This window comes from Pseudomonas qingdaonensis (assembly GCF_018398475.1).
GTDB classification, from domain to species: Bacteria; Pseudomonadota; Gammaproteobacteria; order Pseudomonadales; family Pseudomonadaceae; genus Aquipseudomonas; species Aquipseudomonas palmensis.
The window spans coordinates 4164570-4185783 of sequence record NZ_CP074676.1 but is presented as its reverse complement, the minus strand read 5'-3'; the positions used below and the strand labels follow the sequence as shown (position 1 = coordinate 4185783).

The following is a 21214-nucleotide window of genomic DNA, read 5'->3' as shown; positions in this document are numbered from 1 at the left end:
GAGCCTGTTCGATGTCTGCCGCTTTCGATGACCTGCCACTGGCACCCCTGCAACCGCTGGCCCTAGGCTGGCTGGCGCGCGCCGGGGTCGAGGTGGCAGTGCTGCGTCTGGACCTCATCGACCCGCTGATCAGCGGCAACAAATGGTTCAAGCTGCAGGGGCACCTGCGCCTTGCCCATGCCCGTGGTGCCCCGGGGGTGATCAGCCTGGGCGGCGCCTATTCCAACCACCTGCATGCCCTGGCGGCGGCCGGCAAGCGCTTCGGCTTTGCCACGGCCGGGCTGTTGCGTGGGCACCCGCACAGCAACCCCACCGTGCACGACCTGCAAGCACTGGGCATGCACCTGCACTGGCTGGGGTACGCCGGATACAGGGCGCGGCATCAGGCGGATTTCTGGCGGCCCTGGCAAGCCCTCTACCCGGCATGGCATTGCGTGCCCGAAGGCGGCGCGGGGCCACTGGGCACCGAAGGCTGCGCACAGATCGTGACCCAGGCGCGGGCGCAGCTGGCGGCCGTGGGCTGGGCCGATTACGACGCCTGGTGGCTGGCGGTGGGCAGCGGTACCACGCTGGTGGGGCTGGCCCAGGCCGAAGCGGGCGCCCACCCGGTGCACGGCGCGCTGGCCGTGCCGCCGGGGCATGGGGTGGAAGGCGAGGTCGAGGTGCTGGCGCCGGGCACTTACCGCCTGCACGACGCCAGCCGGGGCGGCTTTGCCAAGGTCGACCCGGCCTTGCTGGCATTCATCCAGGCCAGCGAGGCCGAATCGGGCCTGCCACTGGAACCGCTGTACACCGGCAAGGCGTTGTTGGCCCTGCAGGAGCGTGTGCTGGCTGGCGCGTTCGTGGCCGGCACGCGGCTGATCTTCGTTCACACCGGCGGCTTGCAGGGCCGCCGCGGGTTCGCCTAGTCAGTCACCTTTTTGCGGCAGCATGCGCAGCAGGGTGTTATCGCGGACCACGTAGTGATGGTAGAGGCCGGCCAGTGCGTGCAGGCCGATCAGCCAGTAGCCCAGTGCGCCGAACCACTCGTGCCAGCCCTTGACGAACTTGGCCAGGTCGGTGTCCGGTGCTACCAGGGCGGGCAACTCCAGGCCGAAGAACGGGATCGGCTTGCCAGCCGCGCTGAGGATCACCCAGCCGGCCAGCGGCAGGCCGATCATCAGGGCGTACAGCGCCCAGTGCATCAGGTGCGCAAGACCCGTCTGCCAGGCCGGCGGCTTGGGTTCGATGCGCGGGGTGGGGTGGGTGACCTTCAGTACCAGGCGCAGCCATACCAGCACGAACACGCTCAGGCCGAGCATGAAGTGCAGGCTTTTCATCAGGTCGCGCTCGGCGCTGTCCTTGGGGAAGATGCCGCGCAGTTCGATGCAGGCGTATACCACCGCCAGCAGAATCAGCATCAGCCAGTGCAGGGCGATCGACAGGCTGCCGTAGCGTGCCTGCGTATTGGTCAGGGTCATGGTGGTTCCTCATATCGGTCAATCAGGTCAATGGCCGCGCTCTTGATGGCGCTGTGCGGATAACTCTAATCGCTTGCGCGTGCCCTGCACCTGCGCTGGGGCAAAAAAGTGTGCTAGCGGGCCTTCAGACCCTTGCCGAGCAGGTAGTCGACCAGTTGCGGGTCCTCGATACGGATGGCCAGGTCCATCAGGTCGCTCCTGTCGTCGGCCAGGCAGTAGGGTTTGTGCGGGTCGCAGTAGGTGCCGGTGCTGCTCATGCCGCGCTCGAGCAGCACGCTGAGGATGTCGTAGCTCACGTGCGGGGCGTCGGGCCCGTCGCGACCCTGGCGCGAAAGCTCGACCAGGATCGCTTCCATGGTTTCGCTGCCGGCCTCGGGCAGTGGCAGATGGCGGGCGACGGCCCGGCGCGTGGTGCTGTGCTCGGTCAGCACTGCGGCGTCGAAGGCGTCCATGTTGCTGTCGCTGCGCGTGAAGTAGGAGGTGTCGGCGCCGGCCTTGACCAGGGCGTCGATCAGCGAGGCATCGGCGCCCTGGGCGATGGCCAGCAGCAGCGGGCGTGGGTTGTGGTAGTCGCCGGCTTCCACCGGCGCGCCCTGGGCCAACAGCCATTCGATGGTGGCAGTGGGGTGGTTGTGCTTGATGGCCGTGGACAGCAGCGATTCGGGGTAGTCGCCGAGCCCGACCATGGCCGGTAGCGCGGCACGCAGGTGTTGCAGCATGGCCAGCGAGGCGTTGTTTTCGAGTGCGAGGTGAAAGGCCGTGGTATTGCGGGTGACCACACCGGGTGGATACTCGCCGGGTTGGCTGCGCGGGGCCAGCCACGTGTCCAGGTCGGTGGGCGTCGCCTGGCGCCAGAAGCTGTCGCTCAGCAGGGCGAGGTCGTTGTCCTGGTCCAGACCTGGGGCAGGCGCTGCGCTGGCACTTGCGGGCCAGGCCAGGGTGACGGCGAGCGCCAGGGCGAGAAGATTGCCGGGCACGGGTGGGTTCCTTGTGCGGGTGCTGGGTGAGGGGGGGCGAGGTTAGCAGAATGTTGTCAGCGCTGGCCCCTTCGCCGGCAAGGCCGGCTCCCATGGGGGCGTACGTTCATGTGGGGGCCGGCCCAGCGAGTGCATGCTAACCCGCCAGGTTCGGCCAGGCATCGGCCACCAGAAACAAGCGTTGAGCCTCTACCCAATCCCCGCTATCCCCAGGCACCAGCCGCACCAGCAACTGCGCGGGGGCCATCGGGTCCAGCGCTTGCAGCCAGGCCTGGAACTGTTCCGTGCCCCAGGCCTGTTCCTGCGTGTACCGCGCCGGCGCCAGCCATGCCTGGCGCGGCAACGGCTGCCAGCGCCCGGGGTCGGCCTGCGCCGCAAACCGGGCCCAGTCGCGCTGATGCAGCCAGCGCCCGCGCAAGTGTTGTGGGTGCGCACCCGCCGGAGGCTGCGCCGGCCCCGGCCATGGATACAGCAGATACCCGCCCAGCCAAAGCTGAGCCGTGAAGCTGTCTATGTGCAGCGCCGCCAGCGCCTCGCGCCCCTCGGCCCGCGCCGAAATCGGCAGTTGATGGTCGTTCAGGTGCGCCAGCTTGCGGTCCAGCCGGTCATGGCAGCCCGGCCCAAGCCACTGCGCCGGGTTACGCCCATCACCGTGCTGCGGGCCCAGGTACAGCTTGATGGCCAGCTCCAGGTGATGCACCCCGTCGCGGTCACGCAGCAGGATGTCCAGCTCGCCCAGGGTGTGCCCGCCGTCGCGGATCGGCAGGTTGGCCGCCAGCAGCTCCACCCCCGGAGCATGGCGCAACGCGAACTGCCACAGCCGCTCGTAGTACAACCCCAGGCGCCGGCTGGCGGCCTGTGCCAGCCAGGCCTGCAGGTCACGGCTGTCGTGGTCCAGCGCCAGCAGCCAGTCGCGCAGCAGCGCCGGTGCGGCCACCCAGTCGCTGCCGGCCAACGGGTGGCGTTGCGGCCAGGGCGTCACTGCGAGCATGGGGGGCGCAAGGATTACCCACGCCAGGTCCCGCACCGGGGGCTGGCGCAGGCGGTTGGGCAGGTCGCAAAGGTCGGTAAAGGGCATCATCCTGCGAGCATAGCCGCCCGCCCCGGCGCCTTGTGCAAAAAACTGCGGCGTTTGCCGCTGCCCGGCGCTTTCGCCCATAATCAACGCTTTGGCCAACCGGCCCATTCAACGCCGCAGTGCCCCGCAGGAGCCCCATGGAGCAATTTCGCAATATCGGTATCATCGGCCGCCTTGGCAGTTCGCAGGTGCTCGATACCATTCGCCGACTGAAAAAATTCCTGCTCGAGCGGCACCTGCACGTGATCCTCGAGGACACCATCGCCGACGTGCTGCCCGGCCACGGCCTGCAGACCTCTTCGCGCAAGCTGCTGGGCGAGGTGTGCGACATGGTCATCGTGGTCGGCGGCGACGGCAGCCTGCTCGGCGCCGCCCGCGCACTGGCGCGCCACAACATCCCGGTACTGGGCATCAACCGCGGCAGCCTGGGGTTTCTCACCGACATTCGCCCCGACGAGCTCGAGGTCAAGGTGGCCGAAGTGCTCGACGGCCACTACCTGGTGGAAAACCGCTTCCTGCTGCAGGCCGAAGTCCGCCGCCACGGCGAGGCCATCGGCCAGGGCGACGCGCTCAACGACGTGGTGCTGCACCCTGGCAAGTCCAACCGCATGATCGAGTTCGAGATCTACATCGACGGCCAGTTCGTGTGCAGCCAGAAGGCCGACGGCCTGATCGTCGCCACACCGACCGGCTCGACCGCCTACGCGCTGTCGGCCGGCGGACCGATCATGCACCCCAAGCTCGACGCCATCGTGATCGTGCCCATGTACCCGCACACGCTGTCGGGACGCCCGATCGTGGTCGATGGCAACAGCGAGCTGAAGATCGTGGTATCGCGTGACCTGCAGCTGTACCCGCAAGTCTCGTGCGATGGCCAGAACCATTTCACCTGTGCCCCCGGCGACACCATCACGGTGAACAAGAAGCCGCAGAAGCTGCGCCTGATCCACCCGCTGGACCACAACTACTACGAGGTCTGCCGGACCAAGCTCGGCTGGGGCAGCCGTCTGGGTGGTGGAGGCGACTGATGCTTGATCCCGCGCGCAGTTACGACCTGATCGGCGATGTCCACGGCTGTGCCCACACCCTGGAGCGTCTGCTCGACGCCATGGGGTACAAGCGTCAGGGCGGGGTGTGGCGGCATGCGCAGCGTCAGGCGATCTTCCTTGGCGACATCATCGACCGCGGCCCGCGCATTCGCGAGGCCCTGCACATCGTGCACGACATGGTCGAAGCCGGTCAGGCCCACTGCATCATGGGCAACCACGAATTCAGCGCACTGGGCTGGACCACGCCGGCGCTGCCGGGCAGCGGCAAACAGTTCGTGCGCGAGCACAACCCGCGCCATGCGCGGCTGATCGAAGAGACACTGACCCAGTTCGCCGACCACCCCCACGACTGGCACGACTTTCTCGGCTGGTTCTACGAGCTGCCGCTGTTCATCGATGCCGGACGCTTTCGCGTGGTACATGCCTGCTGGGACGCGCGCCTGATCGAGCCGCTGCGCCAGCAGCATCCGGACGGGCGCATCGACGAGCATTTCGTGCAGGCCTCGGCCGTGGCCGGCAGCTTTGCCCATACCGTGTGCAACCGGCTGCTGCGCGGCACCGACATGCGCCTGCCCGACGGCCTCACCCTGACCGGCGGCGACGGCCTGACCCGCGCATTCTTTCGCACCAAGTTCTGGGAGGAAGACCCGCAGACCTACGGCGATATCGTGTTCCAGCCCGATGCGCTGCCGGCCGAAGTGGCCAATGCGCCGCTCAGTCGCAGCCAGAAGAACGCGCTGCTGCGCTACGGTGACGACGAGCCGCTGCTGTTCGTCGGCCATTACTGGCGCAGCGGCCGGCCCGCACCCATCCGCGCCAACCTGGCGTGCCTGGACTACAGTGCGGTGCTCTACGGGAAGCTGGTGGCCTATCGGCTGGATGATGAAACCCGCATCGACCCGCACAAGTTCGTATGGGTGGATGTCGAACGGCCGGAGGCCAGTCAATGAGTGCGGCAATGGTGATGCGCCTGCCCCTGAGCGTCGACCTCAGCGGCTTTGTCGAGCTGCTCAAGCGCCTGCAGGTGCCGCACCGGGTCTCGGAGGAGGGCGAGGAGCAGGTACTGTGGACCGCCGACTACCTGGTGGAAGATGTTCGCCAGCTGTACCAGCGCTTTCCGGAGGGCAATGCCGATGTGCAACTGCCGCCCCTGGCGCAGCCCCCGGCCCCGCAGCGCCCGAGCCTGGCCGCGCAGGCGAAGGCCAGCAAGGCCACTGCAGCGGTGTTGCTGCTGTGCGTGGTGGTGGCGGCACTGACCGGCCTGGGCGACAACTTCGCCACCTTGAGCTGGCTGACCTTCCTGGATTTTCGCGTGCAGGGCGACTACCTGTATTTCACCCCGTTGCTGACCAGCCTCGATGCAGGCCAGTGGTGGCGCTTGTTCAGCCCGATGCTGGTGCACTTCGGCATCCTGCACCTGGCCATGAACGGCCTGTGGTACTGGGAGCTGGGGCGGCGCATCGAGCTGCGTCAGGGCACCCTGGCCTTGCTGTCGCTGACCCTGCTGTTCAGCCTGGTGTCGAACGTGGCGCAGTTCGTGTTCGGCGGGCCCAGCCTGTTCGGCGGCTTGTCCGGGGTGCTGTACGGCCTGCTCGGGCACATCTGGCTGTACCAGTGGCTGGCGCCGAACCCGGTGTATCGCATGCCGCGTGGCGTGCTGGTGATGATGCTGGTATGGCTGCTGCTGTGCCTGTCGGGGTTGATCACCCTGCTCGGCTTCGGCGCGATCGCCAACGCCGCCCACGTGGGTGGGCTGTTGGTCGGCTGCCTCAGCGGGCTCTTGGGCGGGGCACTGGCCCGGCGTAAACTGTCAGCTTGATTTTTGGAGACGCTATGTCCACTTTTGCGCAAATGATCGAAAACATCACCCCGGAGATCTACGCCAGCCTGAAACTGGCCGTGGAAATCGGCAAATGGTCCGACGGGCGCAAGCTCACCGCCGAGCAGAAGGAGCTGTCGTTGCAGGCCGTGATCGCCTGGGAGATGCAGAACCTGCCCGAAGACCAGCGTACCGGCTACATGGGCCCGCAGGAATGCGCCTCCAAGTCCGCGCCGGTGCCCAACATCCTGTTCAAGTCGGACGCGATCCATTGATCGAACTCGGCCGTGGTTCCATCAGCAAGATGACGGCGCGCCTCGAGCAGCCGGTCGTGCAATACGCGTTTCGCCTGGGCGACGTCGAAGTGCCGGTCAACCCCCTGCTGGGCAAGACCGTGCGTCTCGAATACCTGGGCGCGATCCACTGTACTCACTGCGGGCGCAAGACCAAGACCAGCTTCAGCCAGGGTTACTGCTACCCGTGCATGACCAGGCTGGCGCAATGCGACACCTGCATCATGAGCCCCGAGCGCTGCCACTACGAGCACGGCACCTGCCGTGACCCGGCCTGGGGCGAGCAGTTCTGCATGACCGACCACGTGGTGTACCTGGCCAACTCGTCGGGTATCAAGGTCGGCATCACCCGCGCCACCCAGCTGCCCACGCGCTGGCTCGACCAGGGCGCCAGCCAGGCCCTGCCGATCGTGCGGGTGGCCACCCGGCAGCAGTCCGGGCTGGTCGAGGACCTGTTCCGCAGCCAGGTGGCCGACCGCACCAACTGGCGCGCACTGCTCAAGGGCAACGCCGAGGCGGTCGACCTGGTGGCCGTGCGCGAGCAGTTGTTCGACAGCTGCAGTGAAGGTTTCAAGGGCCTGCAGGACCGCTTCGGCCTGCAGGCGATCCAGCCGCTGACCGACGTCGAGCCGATTGAAATCAGCTACCCGGTAGAGGCGTACCCGAGCAAGATCGTGAGCTTCAACCTGGACAAGAACCCTGTCGCCGAAGGCACCCTGCTGGGGATCAAGGGCCAGTACCTGATTTTCGATACCGGCGTGATCAATATTCGCAAGTACACGGCCTACCAGCTGGCCGTGCATCAGTAAAAGGACCGCCACATGCGTACCGAACAGCCGCAAGTGATCTACCTCAAGGACTATCAGGCACCCGAGTACCTGATCGACGAGACGCACCTGACCTTCGAACTGTTCGAGGACCACAGCCTGGTCCACGCGCAGCTGGTCATGCGCCGCAACCCGGCGCGCGGTGCCGGCCTGCCGGCGCTGGTGCTCGACGGCCAGCAGTTGGAACTGCTCAGCGTGGCGCTGGACGACCAGCCGCTGGGCGCTGACGACTACCAGCTCGACGACAGCCACCTTACCCTGCAGCCCACTGCCGAGCGCTTCACCCTGGACACCAGCGTGAAGATCCACCCCGAGACCAACACCGCGCTCGAGGGCCTGTACAAGTCCGGCGGCATGTTCTGCACCCAGTGCGAGGCCGAGGGCTTTCGCAAGATCACCTACTACCTCGACCGCCCGGACGTGATGAGCACCTTCACCACCACGGTGATCGCCGAGCAGCATCGCTACCCGGTCCTGCTGTCCAACGGCAACCCCATCGGCAGCGGGCCGCAGCAGGACGGTCGGCACTGGGCCACCTGGGAAGACCCGTTCAAGAAACCGGCCTACCTGTTCGCACTGGTGGCCGGCGACCTGTGGTGCGTCGAAGACACCTTCACCCGCCAGTCGGGGCGCGACGTGACCCTGCGCATCTATGTCGAGCCGGAGAACATCGACAAGTGCCAGCACGCCATGGTCAGCCTGAAGAAGTCCATGCGCTGGGACGAAGAGGTGTATGGCCGCGAATACGACCTGGACATCTTCATGATCGTGGCGGTCAACGACTTCAACATGGGCGCCATGGAGAACAAGGGCCTCAACATCTTCAACTCCAGCTGCGTGCTGGCGCGTGCCGAGACCGCCACCGATGCCGCGCACCAGCGGGTCGAGGCGGTGGTGGCCCACGAGTACTTCCACAACTGGTCGGGCAACCGCGTGACCTGCCGCGACTGGTTCCAGCTGTCGCTCAAGGAAGGCTTCACGGTGTTCCGCGATTCCGAGTTCAGCGCCGACATGAACTCGCGCACGGTCAAGCGCATCGAGGACGTGGCCTACCTGCGTACCCACCAGTTCGCCGAAGACGCCGGCCCCATGGCCCACGCCGTGCGCCCGGACAGCTTCATCGAGATTTCCAACTTCTACACCCTGACCGTGTACGAGAAGGGCTCGGAAGTGGTGCGCATGGTGCACACGCTGCTGGGTGCCGAGGGCTTTCGCAAGGGCAGCGACCTGTACTTCGAACGCCATGACGGCCAGGCCGTGACCTGCGACGACTTCATCAAGGCCATGGAAGACGCCAACGGCGTCGACCTGACCCAGTTCAAGCGCTGGTACAGCCAGGCTGGTACGCCGCGCCTGAACGTCAGCGAGGCGTACGACGCCGCTGCCCAGACCTACAGCCTGACCTTCAGCCAGAGCTGCCCGGCAACCCCGGACAAGGTCGAGAAGCAGCCATTCGTGATCCCGGTCGAACTGGGCCTGCTCGATGCCCAGGGCAACGACATTGCCCTGCGCCTGCAAGGCGAAACGCAGGCGGGCGCGACCACGCGGGTGCTGTCGGTGACCGAGGCCGAGCAGACATTCACCTTCGTCGACGTGGCCGCCAGGCCGTTGCCGTCGCTGCTGCGCGGCTTCAGTGCGCCGGTCAAGCTGAGCTTCCCGTACGACCGCGACCAACTCATGTTCCTGATGCAGCACGACAGCGATGGCTTCAATCGCTGGGAAGCCGGCCAGCAACTGTCGGTTCAGGTCTTGCAGGAACTGATCGCGCAGCATCAGCGCGGTGAAGCCCTGGTGCTCGATCAGCGCCTGGTCACTGCCCTGGGCAGCGTGCTGGCCAACGAGGCACTCGACCAGGCCATGGTCGCCGAAATGCTCTCGCTGCCGAGTGAGGCCTACCTCACCGAAATCAGCGAAGTGGCCGATGTGGACGCGATTCACGCGGCCCGCGACTTTGCCCGCCAGCAACTGGCCGAGCAACTGTTCGACGGGCTGTGGGCGCGCTACCAGGCCAACCGTGCGGTCTCGCGCGAAACCGCCTATGTGGCCGAGGCCGAGCACTTTGCCCGGCGCAGCCTGCAGAACATCGCGCTGTCGTACCTGATGCTCACGGGCCGGGCGCAGGTGCTGGAGGCGACGCTCGAGCAGTTCGAGGCGTGCGACAACATGACCGAACGCCTGACCGCACTGGCCGTGCTGGTCAATTCGCCGTTCCAGGACGAGCGCGCCAGGGCACTGCAAAGTTTTGCCGAGCACTTCAAGGACAACCCGCTGGTGATGGACCAGTGGTTCAGCGTGCAGGCGGGCAGCCCGTTGCCGGGCGGCCTGGCGCGAGTGCGGGCGTTGATGGAGCACCCGGCGTTCACCCTGAAGAACCCGAACAAGGTGCGCGCGTTGATCGGTGCGTTCGCCGGGCAGAACCTGGTCAACTTCCATGCGGCCGATGGCTCGGGTTATCGCTTCCTGGCGGACCTGGTGATCGAACTGAACGGCTTCAACCCGCAGATCGCCTCGCGCCAGCTGGCGCCGCTGACCCGCTGGCGCAAGTACGATGCCGCGCGCCAGGCGCTGATGAAGGCCGAGCTGGAGCGCATCCGCGGCTCGGGCGGGCTGTCCAGCGATGTGTTCGAGGTGGTGAGCAAGAGCCTGGCCTGAGGTTGAGGGCAGGTTGAACAGGGGGCTGGCCTTTTCGGGGCAGCCCCCTTTTTTATGATGAAGGTGCGGGCGGACAACGCGACATCCACGATCCAGAGGCCGCGCTTAACAAAACATAACGCGTTGTACGTTGTCATCCATTTCCAAAGCCTGCTAGCTTGAGGCCAGCATTCGCGGGGCTCTAGATTGCCGCTTCCAGCCCCGCCAGTAGCACCGAATAACAATAATGTGGGAGAGGACTATGAATGTATTCACGGCCAGCGTCTTGCTGAGCCTGGGCCTGGGGCTGTTCGCCGCAACCGCCGGGGCTGCCGATGACGGCCCGACACCGCAGACGGTGTATTCACAGACCTCGAACAAGGCCTCCCACAGCCTGCTGATCGACATCGCCAAGGCCGGGCCACGCCTGGTGGCGGTGGGCGAACGCGGGCATATCCTCTTCTCCGACGACCAGGGCCAGAGCTGGACCCAGGCCCGCGTCCCCAGCCGCCAACTGCTCACTGCCGTGTACTTCGCCGATGCCAAGCACGGCTGGGCAGTGGGCCATGATGCGCAGATCCTCGCCAGCAGCGACGGCGGCGCCACCTGGAGCAAACAGTTCGAAGACCCGTCCCGCGAATCCCCGCTGCTGGATGTCTGGTTCCAGGACACCCGGCACGGGCTGGCCGTGGGGGCCTATGGCAGCCTGTTCGAAACCACCGACGGCGGCGCGCACTGGCAGGACGTCGCAGAGCGCCTCGACAACCCCGATCAGTATCACCTCAACGGCATCGCTGCCGTGAAGGACGCGGGCCTGTTCATCGTGGGCGAGCAGGGCAGCATGTTCCGCTCCCGCGATGCCGGGCAGACCTGGGAACACCTCGACGGCCCCTACGAGGGCTCGCTGTTCGGAGCGATCGGTACCGCCCGCGCCGATACCTTGCTGGTCTACGGCCTGCGCGGCAACCTGTACCGTTCCAGCGATTTCGGCAGCACCTGGCAGGCCATCGCGCTCCAGGGCGAGCGCGGTGCGCTCGAATTCGGCCTGGCAAGCGCTACGCTACTCGAAGACGGCAGCCTGGTGCTGGTGGGCAACGGCGGCAGCGTGTTGCGCAGCACCGATGACGGCCAGAGCTTCAGCGTGTTCAACCGGCCCGACCGTATCGCCCTTTCGGGCGTGAGCGGCCAGGCCGATGGGCAGCTGATCCTGGTCGGCCAGGGCGGGGCACGCCTGGCTACCGCCACCGGCGCCGCGAGGGCGCAACCATGAGCAGTCAGGAGTCGTTCAACATGCAGCACAACCAGGACAAGGCGAGCCTGCTCGAGCGCCTGATATTCAACAACCGCCCGGCGGTGATCGGCATCTGTGTGCTGGTGAGCCTGTTCCTGTTCTGGCAGGCCATGCTGATTCGCCCGTCCACCAGCTTCGAGAAGATGATTCCGCTGGAGCATCCGTTCATCCAGAACATGATCGAGCACCGCAACGACCTGGCCAACCTGGGCAACACCGTGCGGATCTCGGTGGAGGCCAAGGACGGTGACATCTTCAGCAAGGCGTACATGGAGACACTGCGCCAGATCCACGACGAGGTGTTCTACATTCCTGGCGTCGATCGTTCGGCGCTCAAGTCGCTGTGGAGCCCCAGCGTGCGCTGGACCGAGGTGACCGAGGAGGGCTTCGCCGGTGGCGAGGTGATCCCGCAGACCTACGACGGTTCGCCCGACAGCCTGGAGCAACTGCGCAACAACGTGCTCAAGTCCGGTCAGGTCGGCCGGCTGGTGGCCAACAACTTCAAGTCGAGCATCGTCGATGTGCCGCTGCTCGAATCCTACCCCGACCCCAACGACCCGGGGCGCCAGATCAAGCTCGACTACCAGGCGTTCTCGCACCAGCTCGAAGACCTGATCCGCAACAAGTTCGAGGCGCAGAACCCCAACGTCAAGATCCACATCGTGGGCTTTGCCAAGAAGGTCGGCGACCTGATCGACGGCCTGATGATGGTGGTGATGTTCTTCGGCATCGCCCTGGTGATCACCTGGGTGCTGCTGTACTGGTTCACCTGGTGCATCCGCAGCACCATTGCCGTGCTCATCACCACCCTGGTGGCGGTGGTGTGGCAACTGGGGCTGATGCACGCGGTGGGCTTCGGGCTCGACCCGTATTCGATGCTGGTGCCGTTCCTGATCTTCGCCATCGGTATCTCCCACGGGGTGCAGAAGATCAACGGCATCGCCTTGCAGTCCAGCGAGGCCGAGAACGCGCTGACTGCGGCGCGGCGTACCTTCCGCCAGCTGTTCCTGCCGGGCATGATCGCCATCCTGGCCGATGCGGTGGGCTTCATCACCTTGCTGATCATCGACATCGGGGTCATCCGTGAACTGGCCATCGGTGCCTCGATCGGCGTGGCGGTGATCGTGTTCACCAACCTGATCCTGCTGCCGGTGGCGATCTCCTATGTGGGCATCAGCAAGAAGGCCATCGAACGCAGCAAGAAGGATGCGACCCGCGAGCATCCGTTCTGGCGCCTGCTGTCCAGCTTCGCCAGCCCCAAGGTGGCGCCGGTGTCGGTGCTGCTGGCGCTGGCGATGTTCGGTGGCGGCCTGTGGTACAGCCAGAACCTGAAGATCGGCGACCTCGACCAGGGTGCGCCGGAGCTGCGTCCGGATTCGCGCTACAACAAGGACAACGCCTTCATCATCGACAACTACTCCACCAGCTCCGACGTGCTGGTGGTGATGGTCAAGACCCCGACCGAAGGCTGCTCGGTGTACAAGACCATGGCGCCGGTCGACGAGCTGATGTGGAAGATGGAGAACACCCCCGGGGTGCAGTCGGCGATCTCGCTGGTGACCGTGTCCAAGCAGATGATCAAGGGCATGAACGAGGGCAACCTGAAATGGGAAAGCCTGTCGCGCAACCCGGACATCCTCAACACCTCGGTGTCGCGTGCCGAGGGCCTGTACAACGCCGACTGTTCGCTGGCGCCGGTGCTGGTGTTCCTCAACGACCACAAGGCCGAGACCCTCGACCGCGTGGTGGATGCGGTCAAGGCATTCGCTGCCGAGCATGACCAGGAGGGCCTGGAGTTCCTGCTGGCGGCGGGCAACGCAGGGATCGAGGCGGCCACCAACGAGGTGATCCGGTCGGCCGAGCTGACCATCCTGATCCTGGTGTACCTGTGCGTGGCGGTGATGTGCATGATCACCTTCCGCTCGTTTGCTGCCACCCTGTGCATCGTGCTGCCGCTGGTGCTGACCTCGGTGCTGGGCAACGCGCTGATGGCGTTCATGGGCATCGGCGTCAAGGTCGCGACCTTGCCGGTGGTGGCGCTGGGCGTGGGCATCGGCGTGGACTACGGGATCTACATCTACAGCCGCCTGGAGAGCTTCCTGCGCGCCGGCCTGCCGTTGCAGGAGGCCTACTACCAGACGCTGCGCTCCACCGGCAAGGCGGTGCTGTTCACCGGGTTGTGCCTGGCGATCGGGGTGTGCACCTGGATTTTCTCGGCCATCAAGTTCCAGGCCGACATGGGCCTGATGCTGACCTTCATGCTGCTGTGGAACATGTTCGGCGCGCTGTGGCTGTTGCCGGCGCTGGCACGCTTCCTGATCAAGCCGGAGAAGATGGCGGGCACCCAGAGCAAGTCGATTTTCGCGCACTGACACACTGCGTCGTTTTCATCGCGGGTCAAGCCCGCTCCCACAATGACTACCGCGGTCCTTGTGGGAGCGGGCTTGACCCGCGATGCTTTTAAGGTTGGGGTATCATGCGTGTTTAATCAGGGATACCCCCCCATGACCACCCTTGCCCAAGCCCTTGAATCCTGCGACATGCTGTTGATCGATGGCCTGCACGCATTCGACTTCACCTTCGACGATACGGGCCTGCGCATCGAATTGATGGACGGCCGTGCGTTGAAGAAATGGCAGTTCAGCCCCGAGCAGATCGGCAACGCGACGCTTGCCGGCGAGCACTGGCAGCTCAGCGACGACACGGGCGAGCATCAACTAGTCTGCATGAGTGCCTTGCGCGCTTCTGAAGAGGACGACGATGAAACGCCAGCTGATGTCCCTGCTGACCGCTAGTGCCATGGCACTGACGCTCAACGCCCACGGCCATGAACTGCTGGTGGGCACCCATGACGGGATCTACCGCTACCGCTTCGACAGCCAGCGCGGCCAGCTCGACCCCACGCCCCTGCAAGTGCTCAGAAGCAGCAACCCGTCCTGGCTGACGCTGTCGCCGGACCGGCGCAACGTGTTCGCGGTCAACGAGAACGGTGACGGCCAGGGCCAGGTCAGCAGCTTTGCCCGGGCGCATGACAGCGGTGAACTGAGCCTGTCGAGCCAGGTGTCCAGCGACGGTGACGAACCGACCCACTCGAGCCTGAGCCTGGATGGGCGTTATCTGTTCGTGGCCAACTACGGCGTCAAGTCTGAGCCGGGCGGCAGCCTCAGCGTGTTGCCGGTCGCTGCCGATGGCCGTTTGTCGGCGTCGGTGCAGCAGGTGCGCCATGTGGCCAGCGGGGTGAACCCCGAGCGCCAGGCCGGGCCGCATGTGCATTCGGTGGTGCCGTCCCCGGACGGGCGATACCTGTTTGCCAGCGACCTTGGCGCCGACCAGGTGATCGGCTACCGCTACCAGCCCCAGACCCCGACCCGGCCACTGGGCGCGGCAACCCCGGTCGTCCTGCCGCCGGGCAGCGGGCCGCGTCACCTGGCGTTCGGTCCAAACGGCAAGCATGCCTACCTGACCCTGGAAATGAGTGCACAGCTGGTGGTGTTCGACTACCAAGACGGCACCCTGAGCCAGCGCCAGATCCTGCCGTTGACCGAACAGGCCGATGCCGCGGCCAAGGCGGCCAGCGCGGTGCATGTGTCCGCCGACGGGCGCTTCGTGTACGTGAGCAACCGCGGCACCCGCAACGAACTGATCGTGTTCGCCATCGACCGTCAGGATGGCAGCCTGCGCCAGGTGCAGCGCCGTTCGGTGGAGGGTGATCACCCGCGCGAGTTCACCCTGGACCCGACCGGGGGCTACGTGCTGGTCGGCAACCAGCAGAGCAACCAGATCGTGGTGATCCGGCGCGATGCGCAGACCGGCCTGCTGGGCGAGGTGGTGCAGACGCTGGCACTGCAATCGCCTTCGGACCTCAAGTTCGTCGACTGAACTATCAATCGCCTTGATATTCGCTACTGGCGCAATGAATTTTTCAGTGCGCCGGCAGCGGCGTAGGTTTGAACCACGGCCCAACCGGCCACTTCAACCTGACGCTTTCGAGGGCATTGCCATGAACTTCAATCTTTTTTCGGTTATCGCGGCCTCGGCCATTTCTGCCTCCGTGGTGCTGCCTGCCGGCGCCCAGGTCGAGATCCGCGAGAAAAAATCCTCCACCCCGAGCTACACCCAGAAGTACCTGCAGCAAAGCGCGAATTTCTATGCGGCGCTGGATCACAAGGTCCAGCACTGATCGTTTCCGGTGCTGACCTTGTAGCGTCAGTACCGGCCCCTTCGCTGGTCAGCGTGCCATGATCGCCTTGAACAGCGCCGACTCCAGCCACCCCTGCAACCACAAGCGCAAGCGCGGGTAGGGCGCTGTGGCAAACCAGTCAGGCTCGACCCCGGCAAACTGGCGAACGAATGGCATCAGCGCCACATCCGCAATGCTCGGGTGCGCCGCCACCAGGTAGGCCTGCCGCTCGAGGCGCTGTTCCAGGTCCAGCAGTACCGCCTCGGCCAGCGCACGATACGTCTCGCGCGACTGCTCCGGGTAACGCTCGGCATACTTGTAGTGATTGAGCTGCTGCTTGAACAGCGTGTCATTGCGCTCGATCAGTTGCGTGGCCTGCTGCGCTGCGTTCGGGTCGTCCCGCAGCGCCCAGTTTTGCGGATCATGCCGGGCCAGCGCCCAGTGCATGATCTGCAGGCTTTCCTCCAGTACCTCACCGTCCACGCTCAACACCGGCACCGTGCCCTTGGGCGACAGCGCCAGCATGTCGGCCGGCTTGGCCTTCAGGCTCACTTCGCAGATCTGCACCGGGCAACCGGCGTAGCGCAAGGCCATGCGCGCACGCATCGCGTAGGGGCAGCGGCGGAACGAATACAGGATCATCCGCTGACCTCCACCGTGCTCAACCCATTGCCCTGGCGCCGCACCTGGATCTGCACCGGGATCCGCTCATGCATTTCCTGCACGTGGGAGATCACCGCCACCTTGCGGCCCTGGGCCTGCAGGCCGTCCAGCGCGTCCATGGCCAGTTGCAGCGACTCCGGGTCGAGGCTGCCGAAGCCTTCGTCGATGAACAGCGACTCGATGCGCAAGGTGCTCGAGGCCATCGAGGCCAGGCCCAGCGCCAGCGCCAGCGACACCAGGAAGGTCTCGCCGCCGGACAGCGAGTGCACCGAACGCAGTTCGTCGCCCATCTCGGTATCCAGTACCAGCAGCCCCAGCGCGCTGCCGCCACGCTTGAGCCGGTAGCGCCGCGCCAGCTGGCGCAACTGGGCGTTGGCGTGGTGCACCAACAGATCGAGGTTGTAGCCCTGGGCGATCTTGCGGAACACGTCGCCGGTGGCCGAGCCGATCAGCGCGTTCAGGCGTGCCCAGCGCTGCCATTGGGCATAGGCCTGGGCGATGCGCTCGGCCAGGGCCTGGTTGGCCAGTTGCCGGCGCTGGTCGTCGGCCTGCTCGGCGCGCAGTTCGGCGCACTGCTGTTCGCTGATCACCAGGTGTTGCTGCAGCTCGCTCAGCGCCTGCTCCAGCTGCTCGGCGGGTACCTCGCCGCTGGCCTGGGCCTGATGCTGCTGCAGGCGCTGTTCGCGCTCTGCGACGAGCACGCCGGCCTGCTCGATGGCTTTTTCTGCCTGTTGCAGGCGCTGGCGCAGTTGACTGACCTGCTCGTCATCCACCGCCAGCAGTTGGTCCAGCCCGGCATCGTCGAGTTCCGGGTGACCCTGGCGCCATTGCCCGATGGCGTGGTCGAGCTGCTGGTTTTCCTGCTCCAGGGCGCCCAGACGCTGTTCGTCTGCCTTGAGTTCGGCAGCCCGCTCGATGGCCTGGGCCTGGGCCTGCTGCAACTGCTGGCCGGTCGTTGCCTGCGCGCTGCGCGCTGCCTCCACCTGCTGTTCCAGGTGCTGCTGCCAATGCTCGGCACCGGCATGCTCGCCAATCAGCGCGGTCAGGGCGTCGCGGGCCTGTTGCTGCTGGGTGCGCAGTGCATCGACCTGCTGCTGCACGGCCTGATGGCTGAGTTCGAGCGCCTGTTGCTGCACCTGGGTCTTTTCAAGCTGCTGTTGACGCTCGGCGTGCTCCTGCTGCTCGTCCTTTTGCCGGTCCAGCAGCTCCAGGCGCTGGGCCAGTTGCTGGTCCAGTTGCAGGAAGGTCGCGGCGGGCTCCTGGCGCAAGGCGTCGAGAATGTCGCCTGGCAGCAGCGTGGCGAAGCCGGCCAGCGCCTGCTCCAGGTGTTCGTCGTCGGCCTGCAGCGCATGCTGTTGCTGGCTGAGGTGCTGCGCGGCCTGCTGGTTCGCCTCGACGCTCGCCTGCACCTGCTGCTGCACACGGGCGGCGTCTTTCTGCAGGGTCAGCAGGGTAGCGAGGCGTTGCTCGTCGCGGGCGATGTCGTCGTTCAGGCGGCGTAGCTGATGCTCCAGCCAGGCCGAGCGCTCGCCCACATCCTGTGCCGAGAGTTGCGCATACAGCGCGTGCGCCTCCAGGCCAGGAGCCAGTGCCTGCTGCTGGACGGCCAGTTGTTCCTGCTGGTGCAGGTACTCCTTGATCTGGCCATTCACGCCGCCCAGGGTGCTGCGCAGTTCGTCGAGCTTGAGCTTGAGCGCCTCCACCGCCTGCAGGGCGCCGGCCTCTTCAGTCTGGTCGTGCCGGCCGAGGCTTTGCAGCAGGGCTTCGGGCTGGTGATAGGGGTGCTCCTGGCTGCCACACACCGGGCAGGGCTGGTCGTCCTGCAACTGCGCGCGCAGTTCCTCGACGCTGGCGCTGCGGGCCAGGCGCTGACGTTCGAGCACCTGGCGGGTGACCTGCAGGGCCTGTTCGGCGGCGGTCAGCTCGGTCTTGCCCTGCAGGCCTTCGGCGATCAGGCCTTCACGCTGTTGCTGGGCTGCCTGCTGGCGCTCGCGCAGGGCCTGGGCGCGTTGCGTCAGCTCCTGCTGGCTGGCCCACAGGCGGGACAGCTCTTCGACGGCGCGCTGCTGCTTGCGGTTGTCCTGCAGCAGGGTGCCGAGCAGGTCGATCTGTTCGGCCAGCGCCTCGGGCTCGGCGCCGGCCTCGTGGTAGAGCAGGGCCAGGCTTTCACGGTGTGCCTGCAACTGGCGTGCGCACTCATCGGCGCGCTGCTGCAGGCCGGGCAGCTCCTCGCGGCCCTGGCTGAGGCGGTTGCCGACCAGCATCAGTTGCTGCAACTGGGCGCGGTAGGCGTTCCAGGCATCACCGATGCTGGCCAGGTGAGCGCTCTGGCTCAACTGCTCGTCGACCTGGGCCAGGCGCTGGTGGGTGAGCTGCTGGCGCTCGATCAGCGCCTGGATCTGCTGCTGGCCTTGGCGACTGGCTTGTTCGGCGTGCTGGCATTGAACGTTGCGCTGGTCAAGCTCCTGCTCCAGGCGCGCCAGCGTCTGCTGCTCGGCGAAGGCCTGGCGCAGCAGCGGCGCGCACTCGGTCTGCCGGGCCAGGGCCGTGGCCAGGTGCTCACCGGCGGCTTGCTGCGCCTGTTCAAGCTGCTGTAGGCGTTGCTGCAACTCGGCCTGCTGCTGGCGTTGCTGCTGGATGCTCGCTGCCAGTGGGCTGAGCTGGCTGGCCAGTTCCCGCTGGCGGGCGAACTGATGGCGCTGCGGGGCGAGTTGTTCGAGGCGGCTCAGGTTCAGGCGTTCGCCCTGCAACTGCGCCCACTGCTGCTGCGCGCTGTGCAACTGCTCGCTGGCGGCGGCCTGCTGGTCCTGCAGCTGCTTGAGTTCGGCGAACCAGCTGCGCTGCTGTTCGAGCAGGCGCAGGCGGGCCTGTTCGGCCTTGAGCTGGCGCTGCGCCTCGGCGAGGCGCTGGTCGAGCTCGGCGCGTGCCTCGTCGGCCATCGGCATCACGCCCTGGGCCTGGTCGGTGAGCGCCTTGTGCGCCTCTTCGGCCTCCTTGCTCTTGCTGTAGGCGCGCCGGCCCAGCTGGCTGTAGATGGCGGTGTTGGTGAGCTTTTCGAGCAGTTCGCTGCGTTCCTTGTCGTCGGCCTTGAGGAACGCGCTGAATTCGCTCTGCGCCAGCATCACGGCGCGGGTGAACTGTTCGAAGTTCAGGCCCAGGCGGGCCTCGATCATCTGCTCGTATTCGCGCTTGCTCTGGTTGCTCAGCAACTGGTTGCTGTCCAGGTCGTGCAGGCTCTGGCGGCTGCCCTGCAACTTGCCGGTGGGTTTGTCACGGGCGCGGTTGGCTTCCCAGCGCGCGCGGTAATGGCGCCCGTCGATGCCGACGAAGTCGACTTCGGCAAAGCCGCTGCCGGTGCCGCGGCGCAGCAGGGTGCGCGGGTCGCTGGTGAGTATTTCGCTGTCGACCTCGGGCAGCTTGGTCTCGCGGCCGATGTTGTTCAGCCGCGGCACCGCGCCGAACAGCGCCAGGCACAAGGCGTCGAGCAGGGTGCTCTTGCCGGCCCCGGTCGGCCCGGTGATGGCGAACAGGCCGGCGCTGGCCAGCGGCTCGCAGGTGAAGTCGATCTCGAACGGGCCGGCCAGGGAGGCGAGGTTCTTCAGGCGAATGGCAAGAATCTTCATGGCTGTTCCTCCTCCTGCTGCACGTCCTGCAACAGCAGGGCGAAGTCGGCCAGGGTCTGTTCGTCGACGCTGGTGCCGTAGGCCTGTTCCCAGGCACGGCTGAACAGGTCGTGGGGGCTGAGCTGGCCCAGCTCGATCAGGCGGGTGTCATCCTCGCCGTCGCTGGCGCCGGTGCCGGCGTATTCGGCGGCGATGCGTACCAGGCGCACGGCCTTGCCTTGCAGGCAGGCTTCGAGCTGCTGGCGCAGGTCGGGCTGCGGTTCGTCCAGGCGCACCCGCACCTCCAGCCAGGGCTGGCGCTGCGGGTCGTCGAGCAGGTCGACCTGGGGCAGTTGCCCGAGTTGTTCGAGAATCTCCACCAGCGGCGCCGGGCCCAGGCGTTGCAGGGGCACGGCACGCGGTATCAGGCGTGGTTCGACACTGGTCAGGGTGGCGCCGTCGAGTTCGACTTCGAGGATCTGGTGCTGATAGCCGATTTCGGAGAACGACAGCGGAATCGGCGAGCCGCTGTAGCGGATGCGGTCTTCGCGGTTGACCTTCTGCGGCTTGTGCAGGTGGCCCAGGGCAACGTAGCTGATCTGGCTGCCGAACAGGCTGGCGGGCAGGGCCTCGGCATTGCCGATGATCAGGCTGCGCTCGGAGTCTTCCGATACCGAGCCGCCGGCCATGTGTGCGTGGCTCACGGCGATCAGCGCCTGGCCAGGCTTGCGTTGCTTGAGGGCGGCCTCGATCAGCCATTCGTGCACCTGGCCGATGCCGCGCAGGTAGTCGTCACCCAGGTGCGCGCCGGTGACTTCGGCCGGGCGCAGGAAGGGCAGGGCCAGGCACCAGGCGGTCACCTTGCCCTTGGCGTTGGTCAGCGGCACCAGCAGGCGCTCGCTGTCGAGCTGGCCGTCGTCGAGCCAGTGCACGCGACCCAGGGCGTAGGTCCTGAGACGGCGCATCAGCGGTGCGGGCAATTCGATGCGCGAGCCGGAGTCGTGGTTGCCGGCGATCATCACGATGTTCAGCCTGGGCTGCTGTTCGTGGGCCTGGACGATGAAGTCGTAGAGGCGCTCCTGGGCTTTGACCGGCGGGTTGACGGTGTCGAAGATGTCGCCGGCAATCAGCAGCGCGTCAGGCTGGCGCAGCTTGAGCTGGCCGAGCAGCCAGTCGAGAAAGCAGGCATGTTCGAAGTCGCGCTCCTGGCCATGCAGGGTTTGCCCCAGGTGCCAGTCGGAGGTGTGAAACAGACGCATTGGAAGTCCCGTGAAGGTCGAGCCGGTAGCCGGCTATGGTAACGCGGGTGGCAGGTTTTGGGGGCTGCGATAGCCCCTGCGCAGG

At 66.2% G+C, this 21214-nt stretch carries 18 protein-coding genes; 12 read left to right on the top strand and 6 right to left on the bottom strand.

The window, feature by feature from the left end:
* Nucleotides 1-11: 11 nt before the first annotated feature.
* Nucleotides 12-908, top strand: coding sequence for a 1-aminocyclopropane-1-carboxylate deaminase/D-cysteine desulfhydrase (locus KH389_RS18975; protein WP_058541354.1), 897 nt, complete (start codon nt 12-14; stop codon nt 906-908).
* On the opposite strand, the gene cybB is transcribed toward KH389_RS18975, so the two are convergent.
* From cybB to KH389_RS18960, 3 genes are all read right to left on the bottom strand, one after another.
* On the bottom strand, nt 909-1460 hold the full coding sequence (gene cybB / locus KH389_RS18970; protein WP_054916684.1) for a cytochrome b561: 552 nt from the start codon (nt 1458-1460) through the stop codon (nt 909-911).
* A 113-nt stretch (nt 1461-1573) separates the two neighbouring features.
* Nucleotides 1574-2437, bottom strand: coding sequence for a hypothetical protein (locus tag KH389_RS18965; RefSeq protein ID WP_213606024.1), 864 nt, complete (start codon nt 2435-2437; stop codon nt 1574-1576).
* 136 nt (nt 2438-2573) lie between these two features.
* Nucleotides 2574-3518, bottom strand: a complete 945-nt coding sequence (locus tag KH389_RS18960; protein WP_100633405.1) for a DUF1853 family protein — start codon at nt 3516-3518, stop codon at nt 2574-2576.
* Between the two features lie 134 nt (nt 3519-3652).
* Here KH389_RS18960 and KH389_RS18955 point away from each other — a divergent pair, with 134 nt between their 5' ends.
* From KH389_RS18955 to KH389_RS18905, 11 genes are all read left to right on the top strand, one after another.
* A complete protein-coding gene (locus KH389_RS18955) occupies nt 3653-4543 on the top strand; it encodes an NAD(+) kinase (protein WP_043864641.1) in 891 nt (296 codons plus the stop codon).
* Complete coding sequence (locus tag KH389_RS18950) at nt 4540-5514, top strand: metallophosphoesterase (protein ID WP_173925093.1); 975 nt, start codon at nt 4540-4542, stop codon at nt 5512-5514. Before KH389_RS18955 ends, KH389_RS18950 begins: the two co-directional genes overlap by 4 nt.
* Nucleotides 5511-6383, top strand: a complete 873-nt coding sequence (locus tag KH389_RS18945) for a rhomboid family intramembrane serine protease (protein ID WP_123752325.1) — start codon at nt 5511-5513, stop codon at nt 6381-6383. The genes KH389_RS18950 and KH389_RS18945 overlap by 4 nt, the downstream gene beginning before the upstream one ends.
* Before the next feature lie 14 nt (nt 6384-6397).
* Entirely contained in the window at nt 6398-6658 is a 261-nt protein-coding gene (locus KH389_RS18940; RefSeq protein WP_054916681.1) for a YeaC family protein, read from the top strand.
* Nucleotides 6655-7485 carry a DUF2797 domain-containing protein gene (locus KH389_RS18935; RefSeq protein ID WP_043864637.1) on the top strand — a complete coding sequence of 277 codons (831 nt, stop codon included), beginning with the start codon at nt 6655-6657 and terminating at the stop codon, nt 7483-7485. Before KH389_RS18940 ends, KH389_RS18935 begins: the two co-directional genes overlap by 4 nt.
* 12 nt (nt 7486-7497) lie before the next feature.
* Nucleotides 7498-10155 (top strand): aminopeptidase N, encoded by a 2658-nt coding sequence (gene pepN / locus KH389_RS18930; RefSeq protein ID WP_054916680.1) that lies wholly within the window; start codon nt 7498-7500, stop codon nt 10153-10155.
* A gap of 241 nt (nt 10156-10396) precedes the next feature.
* Entirely contained in the window at nt 10397-11404 is a 1008-nt protein-coding gene (locus tag KH389_RS18925; protein ID WP_229590342.1) for a WD40/YVTN/BNR-like repeat-containing protein, read from the top strand.
* The gene (locus KH389_RS18920; RefSeq protein WP_043864634.1) at nt 11401-13797 is read left to right on the top strand and encodes an efflux RND transporter permease subunit; all 2397 of its coding nucleotides are present in this window, start codon (nt 11401-11403) and stop codon (nt 13795-13797) included. Before KH389_RS18925 ends, KH389_RS18920 begins: the two co-directional genes overlap by 4 nt.
* 132 nt (nt 13798-13929) lie before the next feature.
* Nucleotides 13930-14220, top strand: coding sequence for a DUF5629 family protein (locus KH389_RS18915; protein WP_058541348.1), 291 nt, complete (start codon nt 13930-13932; stop codon nt 14218-14220).
* Entirely contained in the window at nt 14186-15304 is a 1119-nt protein-coding gene (locus KH389_RS18910) for a lactonase family protein (protein WP_213606023.1), read from the top strand. The genes KH389_RS18915 and KH389_RS18910 overlap by 35 nt, the downstream gene beginning before the upstream one ends.
* Nucleotides 15305-15425: 121 nt before the next feature.
* The gene (locus KH389_RS18905; protein WP_043864631.1) at nt 15426-15605 is read left to right on the top strand and encodes a hypothetical protein; all 180 of its coding nucleotides are present in this window, start codon (nt 15426-15428) and stop codon (nt 15603-15605) included.
* Nucleotides 15606-15653: 48 nt separating this feature from the next.
* Here KH389_RS18905 and KH389_RS18900 read toward each other — a convergent pair whose 3' ends face one another.
* From KH389_RS18900 to KH389_RS18890, 3 genes are read right to left on the bottom strand one after another with little or no spacing between them, the layout of a single operon-like run.
* Complete coding sequence (locus KH389_RS18900; protein ID WP_058541345.1) at nt 15654-16247, bottom strand: glutathione S-transferase; 594 nt, start codon at nt 16245-16247, stop codon at nt 15654-15656.
* Nucleotides 16244-19891, bottom strand: a complete 3648-nt coding sequence (locus tag KH389_RS18895) for an AAA family ATPase (protein ID WP_213606022.1) — start codon at nt 19889-19891, stop codon at nt 16244-16246. The genes KH389_RS18900 and KH389_RS18895 overlap by 4 nt, the downstream gene beginning before the upstream one ends.
* The gene (locus KH389_RS18890; RefSeq protein ID WP_078479577.1) at nt 19888-21129 is read right to left on the bottom strand and encodes an exonuclease SbcCD subunit D C-terminal domain-containing protein; all 1242 of its coding nucleotides are present in this window, start codon (nt 21127-21129) and stop codon (nt 19888-19890) included. Before KH389_RS18890 ends, KH389_RS18895 begins: the two co-directional genes overlap by 4 nt.
* Between the last annotated feature and the right edge of the window lie 85 nt (nt 21130-21214).